The 22310-nt window shown below is 50.1% G+C and carries 17 protein-coding genes; 15 read left to right on the top strand and 2 right to left on the bottom strand.

Annotation, left to right across the window (positions count from 1 at the left end; translation table 11 throughout):
• Positions 1-84 precede the first annotated feature (84 nt).
• Complete coding sequence (locus NYE70_RS21390; RefSeq protein ID WP_341048059.1) at positions 85-1683, top strand: extracellular solute-binding protein; 1599 nt, start codon at positions 85-87, stop codon at positions 1681-1683.
• 615 nt (positions 1684-2298) lie between these two features.
• On the opposite strand, the gene NYE70_RS21385 is transcribed toward NYE70_RS21390, so the two are convergent.
• Both NYE70_RS21385 and NYE70_RS21380 read right to left on the bottom strand, forming a co-directional pair.
• Positions 2299-4545, bottom strand: coding sequence for a helix-turn-helix domain-containing protein (locus tag NYE70_RS21385; RefSeq protein ID WP_341048058.1), 2247 nt, complete (start codon positions 4543-4545; stop codon positions 2299-2301).
• Positions 4546-4753: 208 nt separating this feature from the next.
• Positions 4754-5623: a LysR family transcriptional regulator gene (locus tag NYE70_RS21380; protein WP_341048057.1), complete on the bottom strand. Its 870-nt coding sequence runs from the start codon at positions 5621-5623 to the stop codon at positions 4754-4756.
• 150 nt (positions 5624-5773) lie between these two features.
• Here NYE70_RS21380 and NYE70_RS21375 point away from each other — a divergent pair, with 150 nt between their 5' ends.
• From NYE70_RS21375 to essC, 14 genes are all read left to right on the top strand, one after another.
• Complete coding sequence (locus NYE70_RS21375; protein ID WP_341048055.1) at positions 5774-7510, top strand: ABC transporter ATP-binding protein; 1737 nt, start codon at positions 5774-5776, stop codon at positions 7508-7510.
• Positions 7510-9261, top strand: a complete 1752-nt coding sequence (locus NYE70_RS21370; protein WP_341048942.1) for an ABC transporter ATP-binding protein — start codon at positions 7510-7512, stop codon at positions 9259-9261. Before NYE70_RS21375 ends, NYE70_RS21370 begins: the two co-directional genes overlap by 1 nt.
• Positions 9262-9628: 367 nt before the next feature.
• Complete coding sequence (locus tag NYE70_RS21365; RefSeq protein WP_341048054.1) at positions 9629-11011, top strand: helicase HerA domain-containing protein; 1383 nt, start codon at positions 9629-9631, stop codon at positions 11009-11011.
• 4 nt (positions 11012-11015) lie between these two features.
• Positions 11016-11888 carry a hypothetical protein gene (locus NYE70_RS21360; protein ID WP_211022798.1) on the top strand — a complete coding sequence of 291 codons (873 nt, stop codon included), beginning with the start codon at positions 11016-11018 and terminating at the stop codon, positions 11886-11888.
• Complete coding sequence (locus tag NYE70_RS21355) at positions 11867-12694, top strand: hypothetical protein (RefSeq protein ID WP_211022797.1); 828 nt, start codon at positions 11867-11869, stop codon at positions 12692-12694. Before NYE70_RS21360 ends, NYE70_RS21355 begins: the two co-directional genes overlap by 22 nt.
• Positions 12695-12712: 18 nt before the next feature.
• Positions 12713-14182 (top strand): CpaF family protein, encoded by a 1470-nt coding sequence (locus NYE70_RS21350; RefSeq protein WP_211022796.1) that lies wholly within the window; start codon positions 12713-12715, stop codon positions 14180-14182.
• Positions 14160-15143: a hypothetical protein gene (locus NYE70_RS21345; protein WP_211022795.1), complete on the top strand. Its 984-nt coding sequence runs from the start codon at positions 14160-14162 to the stop codon at positions 15141-15143. The genes NYE70_RS21350 and NYE70_RS21345 overlap by 23 nt, the downstream gene beginning before the upstream one ends.
• The gene (locus NYE70_RS21340) at positions 15140-16021 is read left to right on the top strand and encodes a hypothetical protein (protein ID WP_341048049.1); all 882 of its coding nucleotides are present in this window, start codon (positions 15140-15142) and stop codon (positions 16019-16021) included. Before NYE70_RS21345 ends, NYE70_RS21340 begins: the two co-directional genes overlap by 4 nt.
• A 27-nt stretch (positions 16022-16048) precedes the next feature.
• On the top strand, positions 16049-16261 hold the full coding sequence (locus NYE70_RS21335) for a hypothetical protein (RefSeq protein WP_341048048.1): 213 nt from the start codon (positions 16049-16051) through the stop codon (positions 16259-16261).
• Between the two features lie 24 nt (positions 16262-16285).
• Complete coding sequence (locus NYE70_RS21330; RefSeq protein ID WP_341048046.1) at positions 16286-16795, top strand: hypothetical protein; 510 nt, start codon at positions 16286-16288, stop codon at positions 16793-16795.
• Positions 16792-17295, top strand: a complete 504-nt coding sequence (locus NYE70_RS21325; RefSeq protein WP_341048045.1) for a hypothetical protein — start codon at positions 16792-16794, stop codon at positions 17293-17295. Before NYE70_RS21330 ends, NYE70_RS21325 begins: the two co-directional genes overlap by 4 nt.
• 18 nt (positions 17296-17313) lie before the next feature.
• Entirely contained in the window at positions 17314-17544 is a 231-nt protein-coding gene (locus NYE70_RS21320; protein ID WP_341048043.1) for an EsaB/YukD family protein, read from the top strand.
• Positions 17545-17549: 5 nt separating this feature from the next.
• Positions 17550-18377, top strand: coding sequence for a DUF5050 domain-containing protein (locus NYE70_RS21315; protein ID WP_341048042.1), 828 nt, complete (start codon positions 17550-17552; stop codon positions 18375-18377).
• A gap of 7 nt (positions 18378-18384) precedes the next feature.
• On the top strand, positions 18385-22296 hold the full coding sequence (essC, locus tag NYE70_RS21310; protein WP_341048041.1) for a type VII secretion protein EssC: 3912 nt from the start codon (positions 18385-18387) through the stop codon (positions 22294-22296).
• Positions 22297-22310 lie beyond the last annotated feature (14 nt).

Genomic DNA, 22310 nt, shown 5'->3' with positions numbered 1-22310 from the left:
GGGCTGAGCGAATGCGGCACAAGCAACCGGACCTTCGGCTGACATAGAGCAATTGCAATCATCGATAAAAAGGGAGGATTCAGGATGAAGAAAAAGTCTTTAAGCAGAGGTTCGTTGATGATGTTGACCCTGGTTCTGATCATGGCGCTGCTCTCGGGCTGCGGCGGGGGGAACGGCAACAATGCGGGAAGCGGTAACGATTCGAGCGGCGGGAAGTCCGGGAACGATGGTAGCTCTAATGCGGCAGGGCAGACGGCTGACACGGGAATAGATGCTTCGAAAAGGGTGGAGCTGCAGGTGTACATGCTCGGCGACGCGCCTAAAGATCTGGACAAGGTGATGGCCGAGGTCAATAAAATGGCGCAAGCGGAGCTGAATACGATGGTAAAATTCAATTATACGAGCTGGACGGATTGGGACCAGAAATACAAGCTTCTACTGTCCTCCGGCCAGGCGATCGATCTGATTTTTACGGCGGATTGGACTTCCTATCAGTCCTATGCGAAGAAGGGTGCCTTCCTGGCCCTCGATGATTTGCTTCCGAAGGCGGCGCCGGAGCTGCAGAAGTTTGTTCCGCAATCGATGTGGGACGGCGTAAAGGTCGACGGTAAAATTTATACGATTCCTTCGACCTATAAGGAATACGTGACCAACGGTTTTGTATGGCGGGAGGACCTGCGGAAAAAGTACGATCTGCCGGTGCCCAAGGATCTGGAGAGCTTTGAAGCCTACATGGACGGAATCAAGCAGAACGAGCCGGATATGATGCCGGTATCGCTCAACAGCGACGTCAAAAACAATCTTCATTATATCTATACCGAACTGAATAAAATGATCGGCGCGCTCCCTTACGGAATGGGAGTCAAATACGAGAATCCGACGGAAGTCTATTCTTTCTGGGGCTCCGAGGAACATAAAGAAGAATTGAAGATGATGAAGCGGTGGGCGGATAAAGGATTCATTCCGAAAAACGTGCTCAACATCAAAGACACGATGCAGGATCCTCTGACGTCCGGGAAAGCGGCGAGTATTTTCGGTGACAATCCTACGCGTTTCAACGAGTCGGTGATCGCTGTGCAAGCCTCCCATCCGGACTGGGAGCTGGGTTATACGCCATTCGGCGAGACGACGGGTTATGCAACGCCGGTGCATCCGATCCATAATGGCTTTGCGGTTCCGAAGAGCAGTAAGAATCCGGAACGGGCGCTGGCTTTTTATGAAAAGCTGGTGCTTGATCAACGGTACAACCAATTGACTGAGTACGGTATCGAGGGTACGAACTACACCGTGGAGGACGGGTATTATAAAATGATCGGCACAAGCCAGTCGAACGGCTTCCCGCGGGAAGCGATGAACGGCTGGGCTTGGCGGAACCCGGAGTATATGCTCTTCGACAAGAGCTTTGACGGGGTTAAGGAGATCTTTGCCGAGCTGGATAAAATCCAGAAGCCGGATCTGTTCCTGAGCTTCGCGGAGGATTACACCTCCTACCAAGCCGAGAAAGCGGCCCTGGAGCAGGTCGAGAAGCAGTACTTGTATCCGCTTCAAGCAGGACTGGTCGACGATGTCGATAAAGGCTTAGCCACTTTTATGGAGAAAGCGAAGCAGGCCGGTCTGGAGAAAGTGCAGCAGGAATGGACGAAACAGTGGGAGCAGTATGTGAGCGAATCGGGAATCAAGTAAACATAGTTTAATAAGGAACAGACGCAATAGGAAACAGACGCCGTGAACCCATCGGCGTCTGTTTTTAGTTTGGGTATGGTTTGGCGATTCCCCAGGAGGGTGCGGGGAAGTGATGTGGTATGGTGAGGGAGGTGGGGTGAAGTGACCTGACATGGAGCGGCGTGGCCTCGAGAGTAAATTTAACTGTAAAACCTACCGCTAATTATAGGCTTAAAGGAGGTTCGGGACCAATTAACTGTAAAACATGCAGCTAATTTCTAGTCTAAGGCTTGGAATTGGCGATTTCACCAAAATTAAATGTAGGAATTACATCTAATTTAGTTAAAGACCCTGAATTCGGGAAATTAACTGTAGGAATTACAGTTAATTTCCCGAGGCTTCTTCACTCTACTCACCTTAATCAACCAAACTCATATAACTAACCTACCACTATGTCACCTAAACTTGTGCAACAATCCAACTAACCATGTCGCCCAAACTCGTGCAACCCACCAACAACCAACTAACCAAGTCGCCCAAACTCGTGCAACCCACCAACAACCAACTAACCATGTCGCCCAAACTCATGCCAACCACCAACGCCAACCGCCAACCCTCTAACAAACCTTTAAATATTCAACCGTTGCTGGCGGCGGGGCGTTTGGAGCGCCGGTAATCTGCGGGGGTGGACCCAAAGCTGCGTTTGAACATCCGGTGGAGATAGGAACTGCTTGTAAATCCCGTTTGTTCCGCAATGAGGGTAATGGAGTGATCGGTTTGCTCCAGTAACCTGCACACCTCGTTCAGCCTTTTCGTCAGGATGACCTCCGTAATTCCGGTCAGGGTCGCCTGCTTATACAAACGGCTGACGTATACCGGAGAGAGACCCAATTTGTCCGCGATCAGGTTCAGGCTGAAATTCGGATCGTGGAAGGATTGGTCGATAATCCGGTCGATTTCCGCGATAAGCTCGTGCTGCTTCGTGTTCTTTTTCTCCGCCAGTTTGTTCTTCAACTCATCAAACAAGGTGAAATAGATGTGCTCCAGATCATCGATGATTTCAAAAGAATCCAGGGCCGGCGGCTCCCACTCCTCTTCGAAACGGAACTGATTGCTTTTCTGAATCTGGTCGATCACGCTCTTCAAGGTTACCGATAAACGGGATACCGACAATTGTGCCACATGGTACGGATTCAGCGTGGTCCCGCGGACAATTTCGGAAAAATAGCGCCGGGCTTCCTCCGTCTTTCCGCTCAGCAGCGCGTCGGTCAGCTTCTTTTCCGTATCGGTCGGATAATGGTGCACATTACCCTGCAGCTCCTGGATAGCTTTGGCGTTAATAATGCAGCCGCGGCCATAGAAGAAGCGGTGCTTGGAGGCTTCCCGCACCTGTTTATAGAGCCGCGGTAATTGCGCCGGGTTGCGGTCGACGGGGCTGTAGGCTGCCGACAGGCTGATTTTGAGATAATCGGCGCAGGCTTCGCGGACTTGGCGCAGCAGCGTTTCCAGCAGTTCCGTATCCCGGTCCTCCGCCGGGTCCATAATATTGAGCAGCACGAGCAGACTGTCATCGTTCATATCAACGGTCTCCACGCGATAGGTTTGCCCGAAAATTTCAGAGGCAATGTTCATAATCGCGAATTTATAAGCCAGAAGGTAGGACGAACGATCCTCCGGCAACTCGGCGTAACGGTCGATACGCAGCACTATCAGTCGATAATCCTCATTCAACGTGAAATGGATGCCAAGCCGTTGCAAGCCTTCCACTTGGTCCAACGGGTGCAGCGGTTTCTGGCCCAGAACAAGATCGCGCAGCGAATTTTGCTTGATCGTAAACATGCTGTTTCGTTTGTCGGCCTCCAGTACGTTCATTTCCCGGACGATCCGGTCGATCGGCAGATAAAGCCGTTTCGAAATCAGCCAGGAGGTGAGCAGCCCCGCCAGCAAAATGACCCCGGCAATCAGCAAGGTTGTCTGCAAAATACGTTCCGTTTGTTCGGTGATCAGATGATAGGGGGTTACCCGTACATACTGCCAGCCGAGATCGTCGGGGGATGTATACGATACTAGCGATGGCAATCCCTGGTAAGATGCTGTAAAAGAACCGGTTTCTCGCTCCCGGATTTTAACGTTGAACCAGTCCGATTCAACCGGCGAGAGCGTTTGTTCCTCCAGGCTCTGACTGGAAAGAATCTTCCCCCGATCATCCAGAATAAAGGTAGCGCTTTCAGGGAAAAGGTTGGTGGTGATCTCCTTGTTAATCCAAGCGGCGGAAATGTTGACGATTACGGCCGAGTTGATCGAACGGTCCCAACCGATGGCATCATAACAAAGAAAAGTATAGGCCCGAACCTGGTCGTCTTCCTCCGCACCATTGGAATAGATCCGGGGAATCGGAGTGAACGGTTTATAATCCCGGTAATGGCCCAGGATATCCAGAACACCGGTATCCTTCAGCTCCTGCTCGGCAAACACCCCGTTTTGTCCCTTGGACGAAGCGATGTAAATGTGTTCGCTTTTCGGATTGTAGACGTAAATCGATTCGATATAAGGCATGGAGCTTAAATAGTTGCCGAGCTCGGACATGGCGGCGGTCACTTCGTAAATATCGGGATTTTCATAAAACATCAGTTTGGAGATCGTGCTGTTTCGATAGATTTGAAAAGACAAGGATTGTGCCGCTTCCGTCAAGTTTACGACTTCCTTGCTGGTTTGGGTCAAATGGCTGAGGTCGGAGAGGAAGGTTTGTTCCTTCTGGATTTTGACGTAGTAGGTGTAATAAATGGATGTTGAAACCAGAAGCGTGATGGAAGTGCATAACACGATGCTGATCAGAATTTTGCTGAACATCGCTCTTTGATTACGTACGGCCTTGATCTTCATTCACGTCTCCTCCTCAATAGGATTATTCTTAATGGAACGCTGCTCCCCAAATTATAAACTTCACAGTGTGAACAGACCAGTGAAGACGGAGGAGGATCGTGAACAACATCTTGGCGGAAGGGGTGAACAAATCGGTGATGATTGCACATTTTCTACTTTTTGCAGATGGCCCAGGAAATAGGCGGGATTCGGATCTCGCCCTCGCCCCTTACTCTTTACCGAAGCTCTCGATAAATTTCTGCGCCAACGTTGATAGATAACGATCCTTCGTCCAAATCGCGGCGATTTGAGTTCTTAAAGCCTCACTTTGGATCACCTTGTAAATCAGGTTGTCGCTGCTGACCAGATTGAGGGCGGATCGGGGCATAATCCCGATTCCCAGACCGGCATTGGCCCATTGCAGCGTAGTCCGGGCATCATCGTTCTTGCAGAACACTTCCGGTTCAAAGCCGGACTTCAGGCAGGTATCCCGGATAAGCTGCTCGAATCTGCGGTAAATAATGAGCGGGCGCCCGCGAAGTTCTTGAATCGAAATGCTGTCCTGGGCTTGATTCCAGTCGTAATCCGGATGCATGACGGCTATCATCGGTTCGGGTTCGGCATATTTGGTTTCCAGTCCTGCCGTATGGAACGGGGTTCTGACGATCCCCACCTCGATGATTCCGCTCTTAAGAAGCTCGATAATCCTGAACGTGTTCCCTTCATGGATTTCAAATTTAACTCCGGCGTACGTTTTATGGAATTCGAACAATCTATCCGTGAGCAGGGTGGAACCGGAGGAAGAGACGGTGCCGATCGGCAGCGTGCCGTTTAATCCTTTGGCAAAATCGCGAATCTCTCTCGATGCGGAATCGGTCAAGTCCACGATTTGCTGCGCCCGGCGTCTCAGCATTTCACCGGCATCGGTGAGCTGGATGCTGCGCGAACCGCGTTCCACCAGCTTCACGCCCAGCTCCTCTTCAAGCAGCTTCAGCTGCTGGCTGAGCGGAGGCTGGGCCATTTGCAGTTTTTTGGCGGCAGAAGTGATTTGCCCTTCTTCCGCAATGGTTAAAAAGTATCTTAATTGTCTAATATCCATGGGTTGCCTCTGTTCTCTGGTATATTTTTTTAATATGTAAAAGATATTATTGCAATATTATTAATATGGGAAAGCCTATGCCATAATCATATAAGTCAGTCTCTAAAAGTCAAATCTACATAAATACTTCATGATAATGGGTGATCAAACTTGTTTAGACTTGCGATTTATTTGAAGGCTTATAAAAAAGAAAGTATTCTCGGGCCCTTGTTCAAGCTGCTGGAAGCGATTCTAGAGCTGCTGCTGCCGACGATCGTGGCTCTGATCGTGAATCACGGAATCGGGAACAGGGATACTTCGTATGTGATGAAAATGGGCGGGCTCATGGTGATCATGTCCCTGCTGGGGTTCGGGAGTTCGCTGATCTGTCAGCATTACGCGGCCCGGGCTTCGCAAGGCTTCGGAACGACACTGCGGAACAAGCTGTTCAAACACGTATCCACATTGTCTTTTGCCGAGCTTGACCGGTTCGGAACACCCTCGCTCATTAACCGGATTACGAATGACGTAAATCAGATGCAGATTGCTGTAGCGATGCTGATCCGCCTCGTGATTCGCGCGCCGTTTATTTTCATCGGAGCGATTGTTATGGCTATGCTGCTTGACTTCCGTTTGTCGCTCGTGCTGATTGCGGCGGCTCCCGTTTTTGCGGTGATCCTGTATTTGATCATTACGAAATCGGCTCCGTTGTACCGGTTGTATCAGAAAAAACTGGACAAAGTCGCTCTCGTATTAAGCGAGAATCTGAGCGGAGTTCGCGTCATACGCGCCTTTGCCAAGAGGCAGGCGGAGAAGAAGCGTTTCCGTGAAGCGTCCGATGATATTACCGCAACCGCCATAAGAGTGGGGCGGGTGTCCGCTTTGCTGAGCCCGGTTACCACGCTCGTGGTCAATGCCGCGATTATTGCGGTCTTATGGGTCGGGGGAATTCATATTCATGCAGGCACGCTGTCATCCGGTGAAATCATCGCTTTTATCAATTATGCCACGCAAATTTTGCTGGCCCTGATCGTCGTGTCCAATTTGATTATTCTTTTTACAAAAGCGGCTTCCTCCGCTGCCCGGATTAACGAGGTTCTGGATACGACGGCTTCCGTCACGAATCCGGAGCATCCTCTGAACTTGTCTCAAGCTTCAAAACCGGAAATCCCGGCGATTGTTTTTGATCATGTGACGTTCGGCTATAATGCGACGGGCGACCCCGCTTTGAAAGATGTATCCGTGTCAATCCTTCGGGGAGAGACAGTAGGGATTATCGGGGGGACAGGTTCGGGCAAGTCTACGTTCGTCAACCTGATTCCGCGGTTTTATGACGTAATGAGCGGTGAGGTTCAGATAGACGGTGTCAATGTCAAAGACTACGACTTGAGCAGTAAAATCGGGGTCGTTCCACAAAAAGCGCTGCTGTTCTCCGGAACGATCGCAGACAATATCCGTACGGGGGCGGAGCATGCTTCGGAGGATCAGGTAAAGCGGGCGGCCGCGGTTGCCCAGGCTGACGAGTTTATAGCCAAACTTCCCGATGGATACGGGACGCTTGTATCAAGAGGCGGGATCAACTTGTCCGGAGGGCAGAAGCAGCGGCTGACGATCGCGCGCGCCGTCGCCGCCAATCCGGAGATTCTGATTCTCGACGATGCCTCAAGCGCACTGGATTTTGCGACGGATGCGGCTTTGCGCAGATCACTAAAGGAGTATAGCCTTGGCATGACGGTGCTGTTGGTATCACAGCGGGTCAGCACGATCCGGCAGGCCGATCATATCATTGTCCTTGAGGACGGCCGGATCGCCGGCATCGGCACTCATGAGCAGCTAAGACAAGATTGCGAGGCTTACCGGGAAATTTGCGCTTCCCAGCTCTCGGACTCGGAGGAGGAGGCGGGATGATGAACACGAGACAAACCTGGCAAAGACTTTTAAAGTACGCAGGTAAATATAGAAGCTATGCGATATGGGCGGTAGTCAGTGCGATGATCAGCGTAGCCTCGAGCTTGATTGGTCCTTACATGATCGGGCGGAGTATTGACCATATGATCGGAAAGGGAAACGTTGAGTTCGATGAAGTGTTCAGGTTGCTTACCCTTCTCGGACTCGTCTATGCCGTCGGAAGCTTATTTGGGTGGCTGCTCACTTATTTGACCAACCGTCTGGCGTATCAAACCGTAAATGATCTGCGCGGTGAAATGTTTGATCAGATGAACGTTTTACCGCTGAAATATCATGATACTCACCCGCAAGGAGACAGTATCAGCCGTTTCGTCAACGATATGGACGCTGTCTCGGACGGATTGCTGCAGGGCTTTTCCACGCTGCTGACGGGAGTTGTTACGATTGCAGGGGCGATCGGGCTGATGCTCTATACCAGTCCGCTGATGACGCTGGTGGTGCTCCTGTCCGCCCCGGCCGCCTATTATGTGGCCAGATTCATAACGATGAGGTCTCAACAGCTGTTCCGCGATCAGGCTCGTATCTTGGGAACGCTCAATGGATATGTGGAGGAAATGGTTGGCGGGCAGAAGGTGGTGCAAGCCTTTCATTACGAGGAGCGCTCCTATGACGGATTTTCAGCAAAAAATGAAGAGCTATATCAGGTAGGGGTAAAATCCCAATTTATCAGTTCGTTATCCAATCCTGCGACCCGGCTGGTCAACAATGTAACCTTTTCCGTGATTGCCTTGATCGGAAGTGTTATGGTCATCGGAAACGGAATTACGGTCGGGGCATTATCCAGTTTTCTGATTTACGCCAATTTATTTGCGAAGCCGTTCAATGAAATTACCGGCGTTATTACTCAGCTTCAGTCTGCCACCGCTTCGGCGCAACGGATATTTCAGGTGCTGGACGAACCGTCGGAAACGCCGGACCGTAGCGCTGAGCCTGATTTGCCGCAAGGCCAGGGCACCATTTCGTTCAACCATGTAAAGTTCTCTTATCAGCCGGATCGTCCTTTGATCCGCGACTTGAATCTGGTCGTGCCTCCGGGCACGCGGATTGCAATCGTGGGCCAGACCGGAGCCGGAAAAACGACACTGGTCAACCTGCTTATGCGTTTTTATGATGTAGATGCCGGAGAAATCGCGATCGACGGCGTCAATATTAACCGGATGTCCCGTGATAGCTTGCGTCGCAGATTCGGCATGGTTCTGCAGGACACCTGGCTGTTTGGCGGGACCGTACGTGACAACATTGCCTATGGAAATCCTGAGGCCAGCGAGGAGGAAGTGGTTGCAGCAGCCAAAGCGGCTAATGCCCATGAGTTTATCAAGCGGCTTCCGGACGGATATGACACGGAAATCAGCGGGACCGGAGACAACCTGTCCCAGGGACAGAAGCAGCTCATGACGATCGCCCGGGTCATGTTGGCGAATCCGCCGATGTTGATCCTGGACGAAGCGACCAGCAGTATCGACACGCTGACCGAAATTCGCATCCAGCAAGCGTTCCAGAAGATGATGGAAGGAAGAACGAGCTTCGTCATTGCTCACAGACTTTCAACGATTCGCGAGGCCGACCTGATTCTCTATATGAAGGACGGCGATGTGGTGGAAAGCGGAAGCCATAACGAATTGCTCGCCCGAGGCGGCTACTATGCCGGTCTGTATAACAGCCAGTTCACCGCTGCAAACAACAATGGATAGCTAGCGGAGATGCTCATATAAAAATAATAAAAGAGAGTGCTGAGGCACTCTCTTTTTTGTATATTCGGCTTTCTAACTGCTGCCCCTCCTTCAGCCTATAAATAAGATGTATCAAGAGAGTGGAATGATTCTAAAGAAGCATCTCTACAAGCAACTTATCTCGCGTATTTTTAGTTAAATCCTACTTTTTTCTCAGTTTCAAAAAAAATAAGTCTCAGGTCCTTACTTTGCAGGGTCAAAGTCCATCTTTAGGGTTAAATATCCATTGGAGGTATTGTGTGGGCTATAGGTTACTAGTATAATAACTTCCGAAAGAGAGGTAAATATTACTAAATTATTGGGAACTACTTCTTTAGCAGGTGAAATTATGAAATTGTTAATAGTGTCAGGAGAATTACATAGAATTATCCAAAATTATCTCACTCGAAAGTGGGAGCCCGTTAATTCCAACGGACTAGAATTAAGGGATTTGGCGGATTATCTTCACAATGAAAATCCAGCCGTAGATGGGATCCTTATCACGGATGAGGCGTTTTCCCAAAAAGGCGGACAGGATCGGGAGCATCTGACAAACCTGTTCGAGTGGATTCAGGCCGGACGAAAACCGGGGATACCCGTCGTACTCTTGACAAGGGATCATCTCAAAACAATGGAGCTCGCTCCGTTGACCGAAAGATTCAATAACCTCAAACTGATAACGTGCGATAAGCTGCGGATTCCGCCGGATGTTTTTCAAAACGCTCTGGATCAATTGAGTAATAAGAACGATGCCAAAATACATACATCTTCAAAGACAGAACATAAGAGACCAATTGCAGCAACGGATCAAACCGGAACAGGACAACCGGAGAAGAAAAGGTCGTTTTTCGACCGGTTTCGCTCTAAACCGGAAACGGGCGGAGAACTGGAAGCAACGGATCGTCTGACCAAAGACCTGTTCAATGTCAGCCGGGGAATCAGCCGGGTGGTTGCCGTCACGGGACATAGGGGAAGCGGCCTGACTACGACGGTCGTCAATTTGGCGCACGAAGCCAGCAAGCGGGGACTCAGCACGATTATCCTCGATATGGATACGGAATACCGGAGCACAAACATGTATTTCGACAGGTTTCACGAGCGAAGCAACAAAGACGAGCAGATGAGCGCTTCGCTGATCCGTACCCTAGCCAGACCTCAGGACTATATGACTACCGCATTTAACGTCAAAGATAACTTCTGGCTTGCCGGACTGGGCTACTCTTTTCACGACCGCAAGCTGATGGAACAATTTTATACGACGGAGAAATTGATCGGTCTAATCTCGGTGCTGAGAACCAAATTTAATTTGGTGCTGCTGGATACGCCGCTCGATTTATTCAGAACGTTTAAAGAATCAATGATACATATGGATTTGTTCGGTTTGTGCGTGCCGAATAATCTGCATGCGGTACTCAGCACGATCCGGAATGTGGAAGTGGTTCTGGATCAGGAAAAGGCGTCATACCTCAATGCTAAATCGAAAGTCATCGTCACCAAATACAACGATCGGTCCCGATTTCAAGACAGCCTGTTCGAGCCCGATAAAGTCGGCGAGCTGCTTACGTCAGGTTTAAGCGACTATTTCAGATACGAAATGAAGACCGCAGGCGCTGTACCCTACAGCTCCGGATTCGATTCCCAGATCGAGACGGACATCGCTGCCACGAACGCCGGGGCCGAGTATGAAAAGGCTTTTGGACAAATGCTTCTACGATTGATGGAGGGTGCATAACTCAATGGATCTAAGTACGGTAAAGAGCGTCTCCCCGAACAGAAAGCTCTTCAAAAAGATACTCGCATTATTGTTCAGTATCGCTGTAATTATTATTTCGTTTATTTTTTTGAACAACGCGAATGAGGCGGCCAAAGACACGGTAGAAGTGCTTCGAATCAATCAGGACGGCGGTGTCCCGGCGTACGTTGCATTGACAGAAAAGGATATTCAGAAATATTCGATCATCCGGAAGGAATATACAGACGATATGATTCTGGCCGAGGATATCGACAACGTAAAGGATAAATTCACCAAGTATTATCTGCGCGACAAGAGCGTCCTGTACAAGGATCAACTCATGGATGAGAAGCCAAAGCAGAACGAATGGCTGTATGAGCTCGAAGAGGATCACGAAGTACTCACTCTGCCATATAACTTTTTGGAGGCAGGCGGCGACATTCTGATGCCTGGAGACAATGTGCGGATTCGTGTTTCCTTTGAAGACGAGTCCGGCGGCGGGACGGGCAATCCGAACGGCGGATTTGTTTCCGGCTCCGGTGTGCGTACGGAGATTCTGTTCGACAGCATCGAAATCCGGGATATGCTCAATTCCAGCAGCCACTCGATTTATGAAGTCTACAAGGAAGTGCTCAAGCTGAGCGAGAACAAACGCCAGGAAGTAATGAAGAGCGATGAGTTCCTGAAGAGCATTCAGCCAAGATCTCTCTTGCTCGAAGGGACACGGGAACAGATCAATAATTTCGCCAAATTCAACGGATATGAAGGCAAAAAGTACCTGATCACGATTCTGAGCCGTAAGAACAGCCAGGTGATTTTGGATGAGCTGCCTACCCTGCAAAGAGAGGTGGAATCATGGATCGAAACGAAGGACTGAAGCTCGACGACGTTCTGAATAAAATTTCAGCCAAGGATCTGGTCGGTACCGAGATGCAGGAGAGCAAGCTGATCTACAGCGTGGTCGGATTCATCCCGGCCTGCGACATGGTCGACAATGCGCTGATCATCAGCAATCTCGGATATTTACTGGCCCAGAAAGGCTTGAATACTTGTATCGTCGATCTGAAGGTGTTCAACCCGAATTTGCACAATTATCTGGATGCCAAGCCGAGCAAGAAATCCAGCGGTTTGATCAAGGTGCTTAAGAGCGACAAGGTGGATTTCCGGGAAGAGTTTCAAGCAACGAAATATGAACGGCTGTATCTGTTATCTCCAAGTCCTCATGATCTGATCGAAGAATATCTGGACTTCGAATTCGAGCATCTGGAACGGGTCATCGACACGCTGAAGGGTATGTTTGATATTATCCTGCTGGATATTCCGAATAACCCGCCGCTGGAGTTTTGTCTGGGTGCGATGAAATATTCGCATATCGGCTTTTTTACCGCCACCGAGCGGATCGAAGCCTCCAGCAATATGGTGCGGATGCTTGATTTTGCCTCATCGGTCGGAATCAGCACGGCGAAGTTTACTAGCGTCATCCTCATGAACATGCAGGATATCAACTACGATTACAAGGGACTCAAGGAGTTCGGCTTCAATATCGTCGCGGCGCTGCCGCTGGTCAAGGCGGCGTACGCCGCTTCTCTCGAAGGCAAGCTGTACGTGAGGGATAACCCGCTGGTCAACAGGCATTTTCTTAAAGGGATGAGGCGTCTTGCGGACATCCTAGGCAACCAGTAAGGGAGGGACGAAAGAGATATGCTCACTCGCGCGAAAATCAGCGATATGCAGCAGAAAGTAAGTCATCAGATTTCCAAAAAAGAAGACATGGAGGATCTGAAGAACAAGTACACCACGATTCTGTTCGAAGAAGCACTCGAGCTGTGTCAGAAATATATCACGAAAGTAGCGACTCACGCTTTCAGACGGGAACACGATCCCGCGCGAAAAAGGGAAATGACCAAGTCGTATATTAACGAATTCGTCGATTCGCAGCGTCCGGTCGTCGAAGGTTATTACGAGCTTGTGGATCTGAAGCGGGCACTGATCGACGAAATCACCCATTACGGGCCGATTACTAAAGCGATGGAAGATCCCGCGATCGATGAGATCCGAATCAACGGGACGGAGCAGATTTTTGTCGAGTCCGGCGGAAAGACGCTGCCTTGGGATCAGCATTTCATTGACCGGGAGCATCTGGAACGAATTATTTCCAAGCTGCTGGGGGTTTCAAAGGTCCGGCTGACGCCGAAAATCCCGATGGTCAATGCCAGAACGATCGAAGGCTATCGCGTCAACGCCACGCATGCGGATATTTCGCCTTACGATATGCCTGCGGTGGTTATCCGGAAATTCAGTAAGAAAAGTATTACCCCGGAAATGATGATCAAGAACGAGTCGTTTTCCGTAAACATGTTCAAGCTGCTGTCTCTTCTGCCGAAGGCGGATCTGTCCTGGATTACGGTCGGTCCGACCGGGAGCGGGAAGACGACGCTAAACGAAATGATGGTTAAGGAGATCAACCCGTTATCCCGGATTATCACGATCGAGAACCCGTCGGAAATGCGGTTGCTGAGACGGGAAGGGAACCACGAGCACGGACGGATCATCAACGACGTGCTCCAGTACGAATCGGTTCCGGACGACGACGATGCCAGCCCGGCCACGATGGAAAACCTGCTGATCAACGCGATGCGGCAGTCGCCACATTGGATCGGACCGGGGGAGCTTCGAACGCCGGGGGAATTCGCTACCGCGCTCCGGGCGGCGCAGACCGGTCACTTCTTCTTCACTACGCTGCACGCCGAGGGAGACCGGGAAGCGATCTACCGGTTCCTGACCGCCTATCTGATGGCTTCGAATGAGCCGGCGGAACTTGCTTTACGAAACATTTGCAGCGCCGTCAAGTTCATCGTTTTCCAGGAGAAGCTGGCCGACGGCACGCGGAAGGTTACGTCTATCTCGGAAGTGCTTGGTTCCGAGGGGTTGGAGCCGATCGTCAACCCGATTTATAAATTCATCTCGGAGGACGTTTTGGAGGAAGAAGGAACCCATCGGGTATTGAAAATCGTCGGGAAGCACAAGCGTGTCGGCATGCTTTCCGAGAAGGTCCAGCAGACCATGATCAAGGCAGGTATCAAGCGCAGCCGGTTTGAATTCCTGACCACGCCGCCAGGGGAAGATGACATAGAGGAGTACGGATTCCATGGATACAACTTCAATCATTAGTTTATTCTTCGGTATAACCGCATTCATCGTCTTCAATGCCGTGTTCGAAGTCCGTTTCTTTGAAGGAACGGGACGGTTTTTCCTGGGCCTGCTGGATACGCTCGCCGAGCACCTGGGCAGGTACAACACGAAGCGTTATCTGGAGCGGATCAAAAAAGAGCGGATCGTCAAGCGGAAGGAAAATGTGTACGCCAAGTACAACCGGCTGGTCGAAGGCTTGATCTTGGATTTTAACCTGCCGCTTACGCTGGAGAGCTTCACCTCCTTGCTATGTATCTGCTTTGCGATCGTGGTGCTCGTCGTCGTCATCTTTATGCAGAATGTGACCTTGGCCGTAGTTGTGACGGTGGCGATCTTTATCGGCCTGCTTACATATTTCGTAATGCAGTCCAAGGCGATCAAGGCGGAGAAGATGGAGAGCATCATGGATGCCGAAGACATCATTTGCCCTTTGGCGAGAGAAGGGGTGCTGGTCGCGATCAAAAAGGTAATGGAGAGCGACGAATACATAAAGCCCGGCATCCGGCCTTATTTTCAACAGTTCATCGATAACTGCGAGAATAACGGATACTCCTTCAAGCAGGCGATTACGCTGCTTAACCGCCAGCTCGGTCCGAAGTTCGACAACTTCACGAAGAAGGCGATCGTGTTCGAATACAACGAGCGGAAAGGGATGGCGGACATTTTCCTGGACATTGTAGACGAGAATGCGGTGCTCCGGGAGATTAATGCGCGGAAAGACCGGATTTTCCGGAAGATGAACCGGGATTTTCTGCTCAAAACGGTCATTATCGTGCTGTTCTTCCTATATGCTTTATCGGTCGAGGATTTTCGGGAGTTCATGCTGTATGGAACCTTCGGCAAAGTCATTAACACGTTCATGATCAGTATTATCTGCATTAGCTTCGCCCGCACCCAGGCCCTGCAGGGCAACCTCGGACCGGGGAGTGATGCCAAATGAGTTTTCTGGCGAAGCTCGCTGCGTTCATAGCTGTAATTTATCTGGTGAAGGTATTTATTTACCCCTTCTTCCGGCCCGTTCACGGCAAACAGAAGAAGCGGAATCGCAAGTTCATAAAGGAACGGAAGAACGCTCAGCTTGACCAGAAGTTCCAGAATTTCAAGCGGAACTTCTCTACCAAGTATGTCGGCAAGCTCCTGGGGAATGCGGAGAAACTCCGATTCCAGAAGATGATCGATCGGCTCGATTTAACAATGAAGCCGGAGGAGCTTCGGGCGGAGCAGCTATTCTACGCTTTGGCCGGGGTGATTGCCACTATGGTACTCATGACCGCGAACCAATTGTTAGGGTTTGTTACCGCCATCTTTATCGTCCTCGGCTGGATGTATCCGGTCTCGGAAATGGAGAAGAAGATCGAGAAGAAGAACAAGAACATTGCATTCGACTTCCCCGCCTTCTACAGCATGGTTTACTACCAGTATTCAAAGTCGGTCAACATTTACCTGGCTGATGTCATCCGCGATTACCTGCCTAACGCGAACAAGGATATGCAGGAGGAACTCGGCGTCATGCTCGACAATATCGAGTACGGCGAAGAGTACGCGTTGAAGCAGCTTAAGAAACGGGTGCCGATCCATTACATCATCAAATTTTGCGACCTGATGGAGACCCGGTTGAAAGGCTACGATAACATCTCGCAGATGGTTTATCTGAAGAACGAGGTGGACAGCTATCGGATTCTAGCACTGGAAGAGGATTTGGAGCGGAGGCAGCGGACGAATTCACGGATCCAATTGGTGTTGATTGGTGTGCTGATCATCTACATAGCCATCTATTATTTATTTACAGTATTGGATTCAATCAAAATGTTTCAATAGAAGAATTGTGAATGAGGAGGATTTTAAATGAAAAAGAACCCTGAACTTGTACAAGCGAAAAAACGGTCGTTATGGAAGGACGAAACCGGAGATATCGGAGTTAAGCAGATTGCAATTACGGTTGCGGTTATCGTCGTTATTGCGGCTATCGTCGGATTAATTAAGGACAGCTTCTTGAACACCTGGATTACGGAAATCTGGGATAAATTTATGGGATTGATCGATGAGCAGATCAAATAAAAATTCTTGATGCAGGTGAACTAAATGCGAGCATTTGCCAAGGCAATCCTGATCTCCATGTTGGTGACCGTTGCGATCATGTTATTTACGAACTTTATTTACTTCTTTCCATGGTACACGACATTGATCGTTGAAACCTTCAATGTTACGCAAGTGGTTGCCAGCGACAATTATCTAAAAGAAGAGTATAAGGACGATGTTCTCGAAAAGCTAAAGGATCGCCCGATCTATCGAAAGAAGGCGGATCAGATCGAGATCTCCGTGAAGAAGCGGGATAGCGATAAGGACGATCATTCCGCAGAAGGCAGAGACGCTTCGTTTTACGAAGAACTGTCGGAAGAGGAAAAGCCGTACCAGCAACGCGGAGAATCGGTGACCGTCAAAATCAGTGCGGTTTACCCGTTAAGCATCAAGCTGTGGGGGAAGGAACTTGAGCGGGAAATCCCTGTTTCATTTACTTTGAAGACAACCGGACTGAAACACTATAAAGACTTGCCTTACGATGAATATCTGGACGGTTACAAAGAGCCATGAGGAACATTGCGATAGGAATTTTGGTGGTCATTCTGGTTTCCGTGCTTCTTCAACCCCTAGGTGAGTTCATGAGTATTACTAAAGAGAAGATTTCTATTGGGACTGCATTGACGAATGCGGCGCGCGCTGCGAAGGATCGCAGCCTGGAATATCAATTCCAGAGGGATTTGGACGCTACGGTCAATGAGAAAAGGTTCGCACAATACTTTGCCGGCGCTTTTGAAGACGCGCTAAACCTTACTTGGACCAACAAAGATGAAAATTCATACTTCCTAGAATTCAAGTCCAATGACGACAAGTACAACGATTTTTCCATTTCTCTCGAATTTGAAGAGGAAGAGGACTGGGAGACGGAACAAAAAGTAACGACGGTCAAAATGAAAGCGGAAACCGAATACAAGTTCAAATCCAAGTATCTTCAACTGGCCGAGAAGGCAGGAGAGGATGTAGCCACGAAGCTCACTTCCGAGCGCACCCTCATCCTCTCCATCAAAAACTAACCCAAAGGATGTGACGGCGTGGACTATATCATGATTACTTTCCAGGCCGGGCCGCAAATGACGAAAGAGCTTAAGATTCCGGTATTCGTTACTCCGGAAGAGCTGTTGTCCATGCTGTCCGAAGCGCTCGGGCTGTGGACCGGGCCGGAGAGTCGGCTGCAGGCGGAGCCTTTGGGCCGAATTCTGGACCCCTCCCGAACGCTGGAGGAAGAGGGCGTTGTGGATGGGGCGCTGCTTACACTTGTGTAGAAGGGATGAATACCATGAACTGCAATCTGCATAATGGCGGACTGGCCTTGAAAAAGGAAGGGAGCCTGTTCCTAACCGATCTTCGCAATTATTCCGGAACCTATGTCCTTAATGAGGAGACGGGGGAGACGGTGTTGGCCGAAGGCGTGTTCTGGTTTATGAATGCCTCCTACGATTCGATCTACTACAGCAATCAGGCCCAAGGTAACAGGCTCTTTAGAATGGATATCGCCACACAGGTTTCCTCGCAGCTTACGGATCGTCCGGTGTATGGGCTGACTCGATCCGAGGATTGGCTTTATTACATTAGCGAGACGGACCAGAAGCTCTATCGTTGTCTCCTAAACGGCAAGAACGAAACTCGGATCACGGATGAGCCGGTTGAATCCTTTTTGGTTGAAGGGGAGCGGATTTTCTATGTTACTCAGCAGGGAATCAGGGCCTGCAGCGTGACCGGGAGCGGTAGAGAGCTGATATCGGATTTGGTAGCAGTCCATATGATCAAGACGGGAAACAAATTGGTCTTCGCGGATAAAAAAAACCGTTACCTGCTGACCCTGCTTGATCTGCATTCCGGGGAGACGCAAGTGTACGAGGACATATCCCCTAGCAGTCTGAATACGGACGGGCGCTATATCTACTGCGCGAATCGAAGCAATGAGAATTCCATCTACCGGATCGATCCCGAATCGGGCAGCAAGATCCGTATATGCGGAGAAGCCGCCGATTATCTGCACATTCTGGAGGATCGTCTTTATTTTTGCAGCCTGCATGAGTGGTACCGAATGTCCCTGTCAGGCGGGCAGGCTGCCAAAGTCATAACGATATCGTGAGGTATTTATGATCAACGAAAAATATGAATTCAGCCGTCAACCCCGATTTTTACCGGAAATGCCGGGCGGGGAAATAGAAATTCCCAACCCGCCTCATGCGTATGAGAAGCCGGAAATTGCCTGGTTTGCCTTGCTGGCTCCTCCGGCGGTTATGCTCGTCATTACGATGCTGTTGGCATTGACTTCCCAGTCGATGTTTATGATGCTGTCGATCGCCATGACGGTCATGACTTTAATCGTGTCTTTGACTACGGCTGCTTCACAAATCAAGAAATACAAGAAGAAGAAGAAAGAACGTGAGAAAAAGTATCTGCAATTCATCGCCGACACCAGAAGCGAGCTTCAACTGGCGAGAGAGCAGCAGATTAAGGCGATGAACGAGATGAGTCCTGACCCTGCCGCCTGTTTGCAAAGAATTCAGGAGATCGACAACCGGCTCTGGGAAAGAACGCCGTCTTCTCCGGATTTCCTGTCTCTCCGCCTGGGTGTAGGGAGTGTTCCATCCGCGCTTCGCATCAATTACACCAAACAAGCGATCATTATGGAAAGCGATCCGCTGCTTATGGAACCTCAGAGGTTGGCTCTGGAGTTCGATCGGGTGCAAGGCGTGCCGGTGTCCATTAATTTAATCGCCTCCGAAATTTGCGGAGTCGCCGGGGAGGACGAGAAGACGTTCGCTGTGGTTACGCAAATGCTGCTGCAGCTGATCACGCATCATGGTTACGATGATGTCCGTATCGTCGTTCTGGCTTCCGAAGAGGGCCTCGAGAAATGGAATTGGCTGAGGCAGCTGCCGCATCTGTGGAATGACAGTCTGGACTTCAGATTTCTGCTCTGCGGCAAGGCGATCGCACATGCGGTACTGGGTGAATTGAACGGGCTGTTCAAGGAACGGGAGAAGAGAAACATCGGCGGGGTTCCGCTGCCGCACTTTATTTTTATTATTGAAGATCCAACCTTACTTGAAGAAGAACCGATCAACAAATATCTGTACAACAAGTGTGCTTCACTCGGCTTATCGTCGGTTTATATCGCGAAGAATCAGGCCTATCTGCCGATGAACTGCAAACAGGTCATCCTGGTGCAAGGGAAAACCGGCGAACTGGCGGACCGCGAATCCGGGGAGAAATCGACGTTCAATCCGGATATCGTCAATGTACAGCAGCTAACCGAGGCGGTACGCAAGCTGGCGCCGCTGCGGATCAAAAATTCTTCCGGGAATTTTTCGCTACCGACCTCGCTGACACTGCTCGAGATGGTGAAGGCAAAAACAACGGGGGAAGTCGATTTGTATTCCCGTTGGGAGCGGAACAAGCCATTTAAGGGTATGAGTGTTCCGATCGGGGCAAAAGCCGGAGGTACGCTGTTTCACCTGGACATGCATGAGACCGGTCACGGTCCGCATGGTCTGGTCGCAGGCACGACGGGCTCCGGAAAAAGTGAGCTGCTGCAAAGCATCATCATTTCATTGGCGATGAATTATCATCCGCATGATGTCGTCTTCGTTCTGATCGACTATAAGGGCGGCGGGATGGCGGATGTGTTCCAAGGCATGCCTCACCTTGTCGGGACGATTACGAATTTGGGCGGGAACCAGACTACCCGGGCTCTTTTATCCATTAAGAGCGAATTAATGAGAAGGCAGCGGCTGTTCTCCGAGTACGGCGTAAACAACATCGACAGATACCAGAAGCTGTACTATAGCGGTAATGAAAATGGCCGAATGCCGGCGATTCCGCACTTGATTATGATTGCGGACGAATTTGCCGAGCTGAAGCAGGATCAGCCTGATTTTATGAAAGAGTTGGTCAGTACGGCACGGGTTGGCCGAAGCCTTGGCGTTCACCTGATTTTGGCGACTCAGAAGCCGGCGGGTGTCGTCGACGATCAAATCTGGAGTAACTCCAAGTTCAAAATATGTCTGAAAGTACAGGATGAAGCGGACAGCAAAGACGTGATTAAACGGCCGGATGCGGCCATGATCAAAGAGCCCGGACGCGCTTATATCCAAGTGGGCAACGATGAGATATTCGAGCTGTTCCAGTCGGCTTATTCCGGAGCGGATTACGATCCCGAAGGGGAAATGCAAAAGAGCGAAAATCGCACGAAGCGAATTTACGAAATTTCACTTCACGGTCGTGCCGAGCAGATCTATCCGCTGGAAGAAGAGAAAATCGCCAAGAAAGAAATGCCGAGCCAGCTTAAGACGATGGTCGAACATATTATTTCATTCTCGGAGCGCAGCGGAATTCAACCGCTCAAAGGTCCATGGCTGCCACCGCTTCCGGAAAGTGTGTACCTGGACGATTTGTACGCGCCGGAGGCTGGATTCCAAGCTTCGAATGTGCGCTGGGCACCGGTAGATGAACTGCTGAGCGCACCCATCGGTTTGCTGGACGATCCGCGAAGTCAGCTCCAAGCTGAACTTTCCATCGATTTTGCTCATGAAGGTAATCTGTTTGTGTACGGTGCTCCCGGGACTGGAAAAACCTACCTGCTTAGATCCTTATGCATGTCGCTGGCTCATAAATATTCACCGTCCGAAGTCCATCTGTACATTATGGATTTCGGAGGCAGCTCCTTTAAGCAAATGGAGCGCCTGCCCCACTGCGGCGGCGTGATGACGCTGGAACAGGAATCAAAAATCAATCAGTTTATGCTCTATCTGTTCCGCCTCATCGATGAACGGAAAAAGCTGTACGAGGACGCCCGAAGCGACGGATTTATCGATTACCGGAATCAGGGCGGACAATTACCGGCCATCGTAGTCATTATTGATAACTACTTTGCATTGTCAGAAACGTACGAGACGATCGACGAAAAAATGATCATGCTGTCCCGGGAAGGTCTGAAATACGGCATATTCCTCGTAGCTTCGGCTACGAATGCCGCGCTGGTCAGATACAAGCTGTCCGTCAATTTCAAAATGGCCGTTTCGCTGCAGCTTACGGATAAGAGTGAATATGACGGAATTGTCGGGCGGACGGAAGGATTGGAACCGGCGAAGATTGCGGGCCGGGCCCTTGTCCGCGGCAAACCGCCGCTGGAATTCCAAACCGCGGTTCCGGAATTCCGGGAGCGGGAGATGGAACAGGTCATTTCCACCTTTGAAGGATTGGCCGCCAAGGGACTTATCCCGATTGCGGCGCCCGTTCCGGTAATGCCGTCCAAAATCGATATTGCAGAAATCAATGAAGGGGTTTCACAACTTGCGATTGGTCTGGCTGATCACGACCTGCAGCCGGTCTGCGTGGATTTGATGGCTACGCCGTTCCTGATGATCGCCGGAGATTCGATGGCAGGCAAGAGCACTCAACTGGTTGCCTGGATCAGTATGTTGAATGAGAAGCTGGGCGCGGATCAGTTGGATGTGTATGCACTGGATTCCAATTCGATGGGGCTCTTCGAAATGATGGAATACCCGAATGTCCGGGATTTGTCCCAAGTGGAAGACATGTACAGTCTGGTTGAAGACTTGAAACGGGAGATCGACGAACGCCGTTCGGAGCTCGTCGCGACAAGACAGACGGGAGGCAGCCTGCCGACGCTTTATGCAAAGTGGAAACAGATCGTATTTGTTATCGATAAAGTAAGCGAATTTACCGACGGAGACCAGTATGCGCTTAAGGAGCTGCTGGAGCGAATCGTCAAGCAAGAACGCGGCTTGAAAATAGCTGTGCTTGCAGCCGACTTAACCTCGGATTTGGCCAGCAATTGGGACAGTTTCGGTAAGGCGCTGCGGGAGGAACAAACCGGTTTGCTGCTTGGGAGCTTAAAGGATCAGAATCTGTACAATACGAGAATCCCTTACGGAACCCAGGAGAAGGAACTGGAACTTGGAGACGGATATTTTATCGTGAAGAATAAATACACAGGGATCCGGACGGCGACATTATCCCAAAAGAAGGTACTGGCATAACAAAGATGCTCCGC

The organism is Paenibacillus sp. FSL R5-0407 (assembly GCF_038009185.1).
GTDB classification, from domain to species: Bacteria; Bacillota; Bacilli; order Paenibacillales; family Paenibacillaceae; genus Fontibacillus; species Fontibacillus vini.
This window is presented reverse-complemented; position numbering and strand designations above follow the sequence as displayed.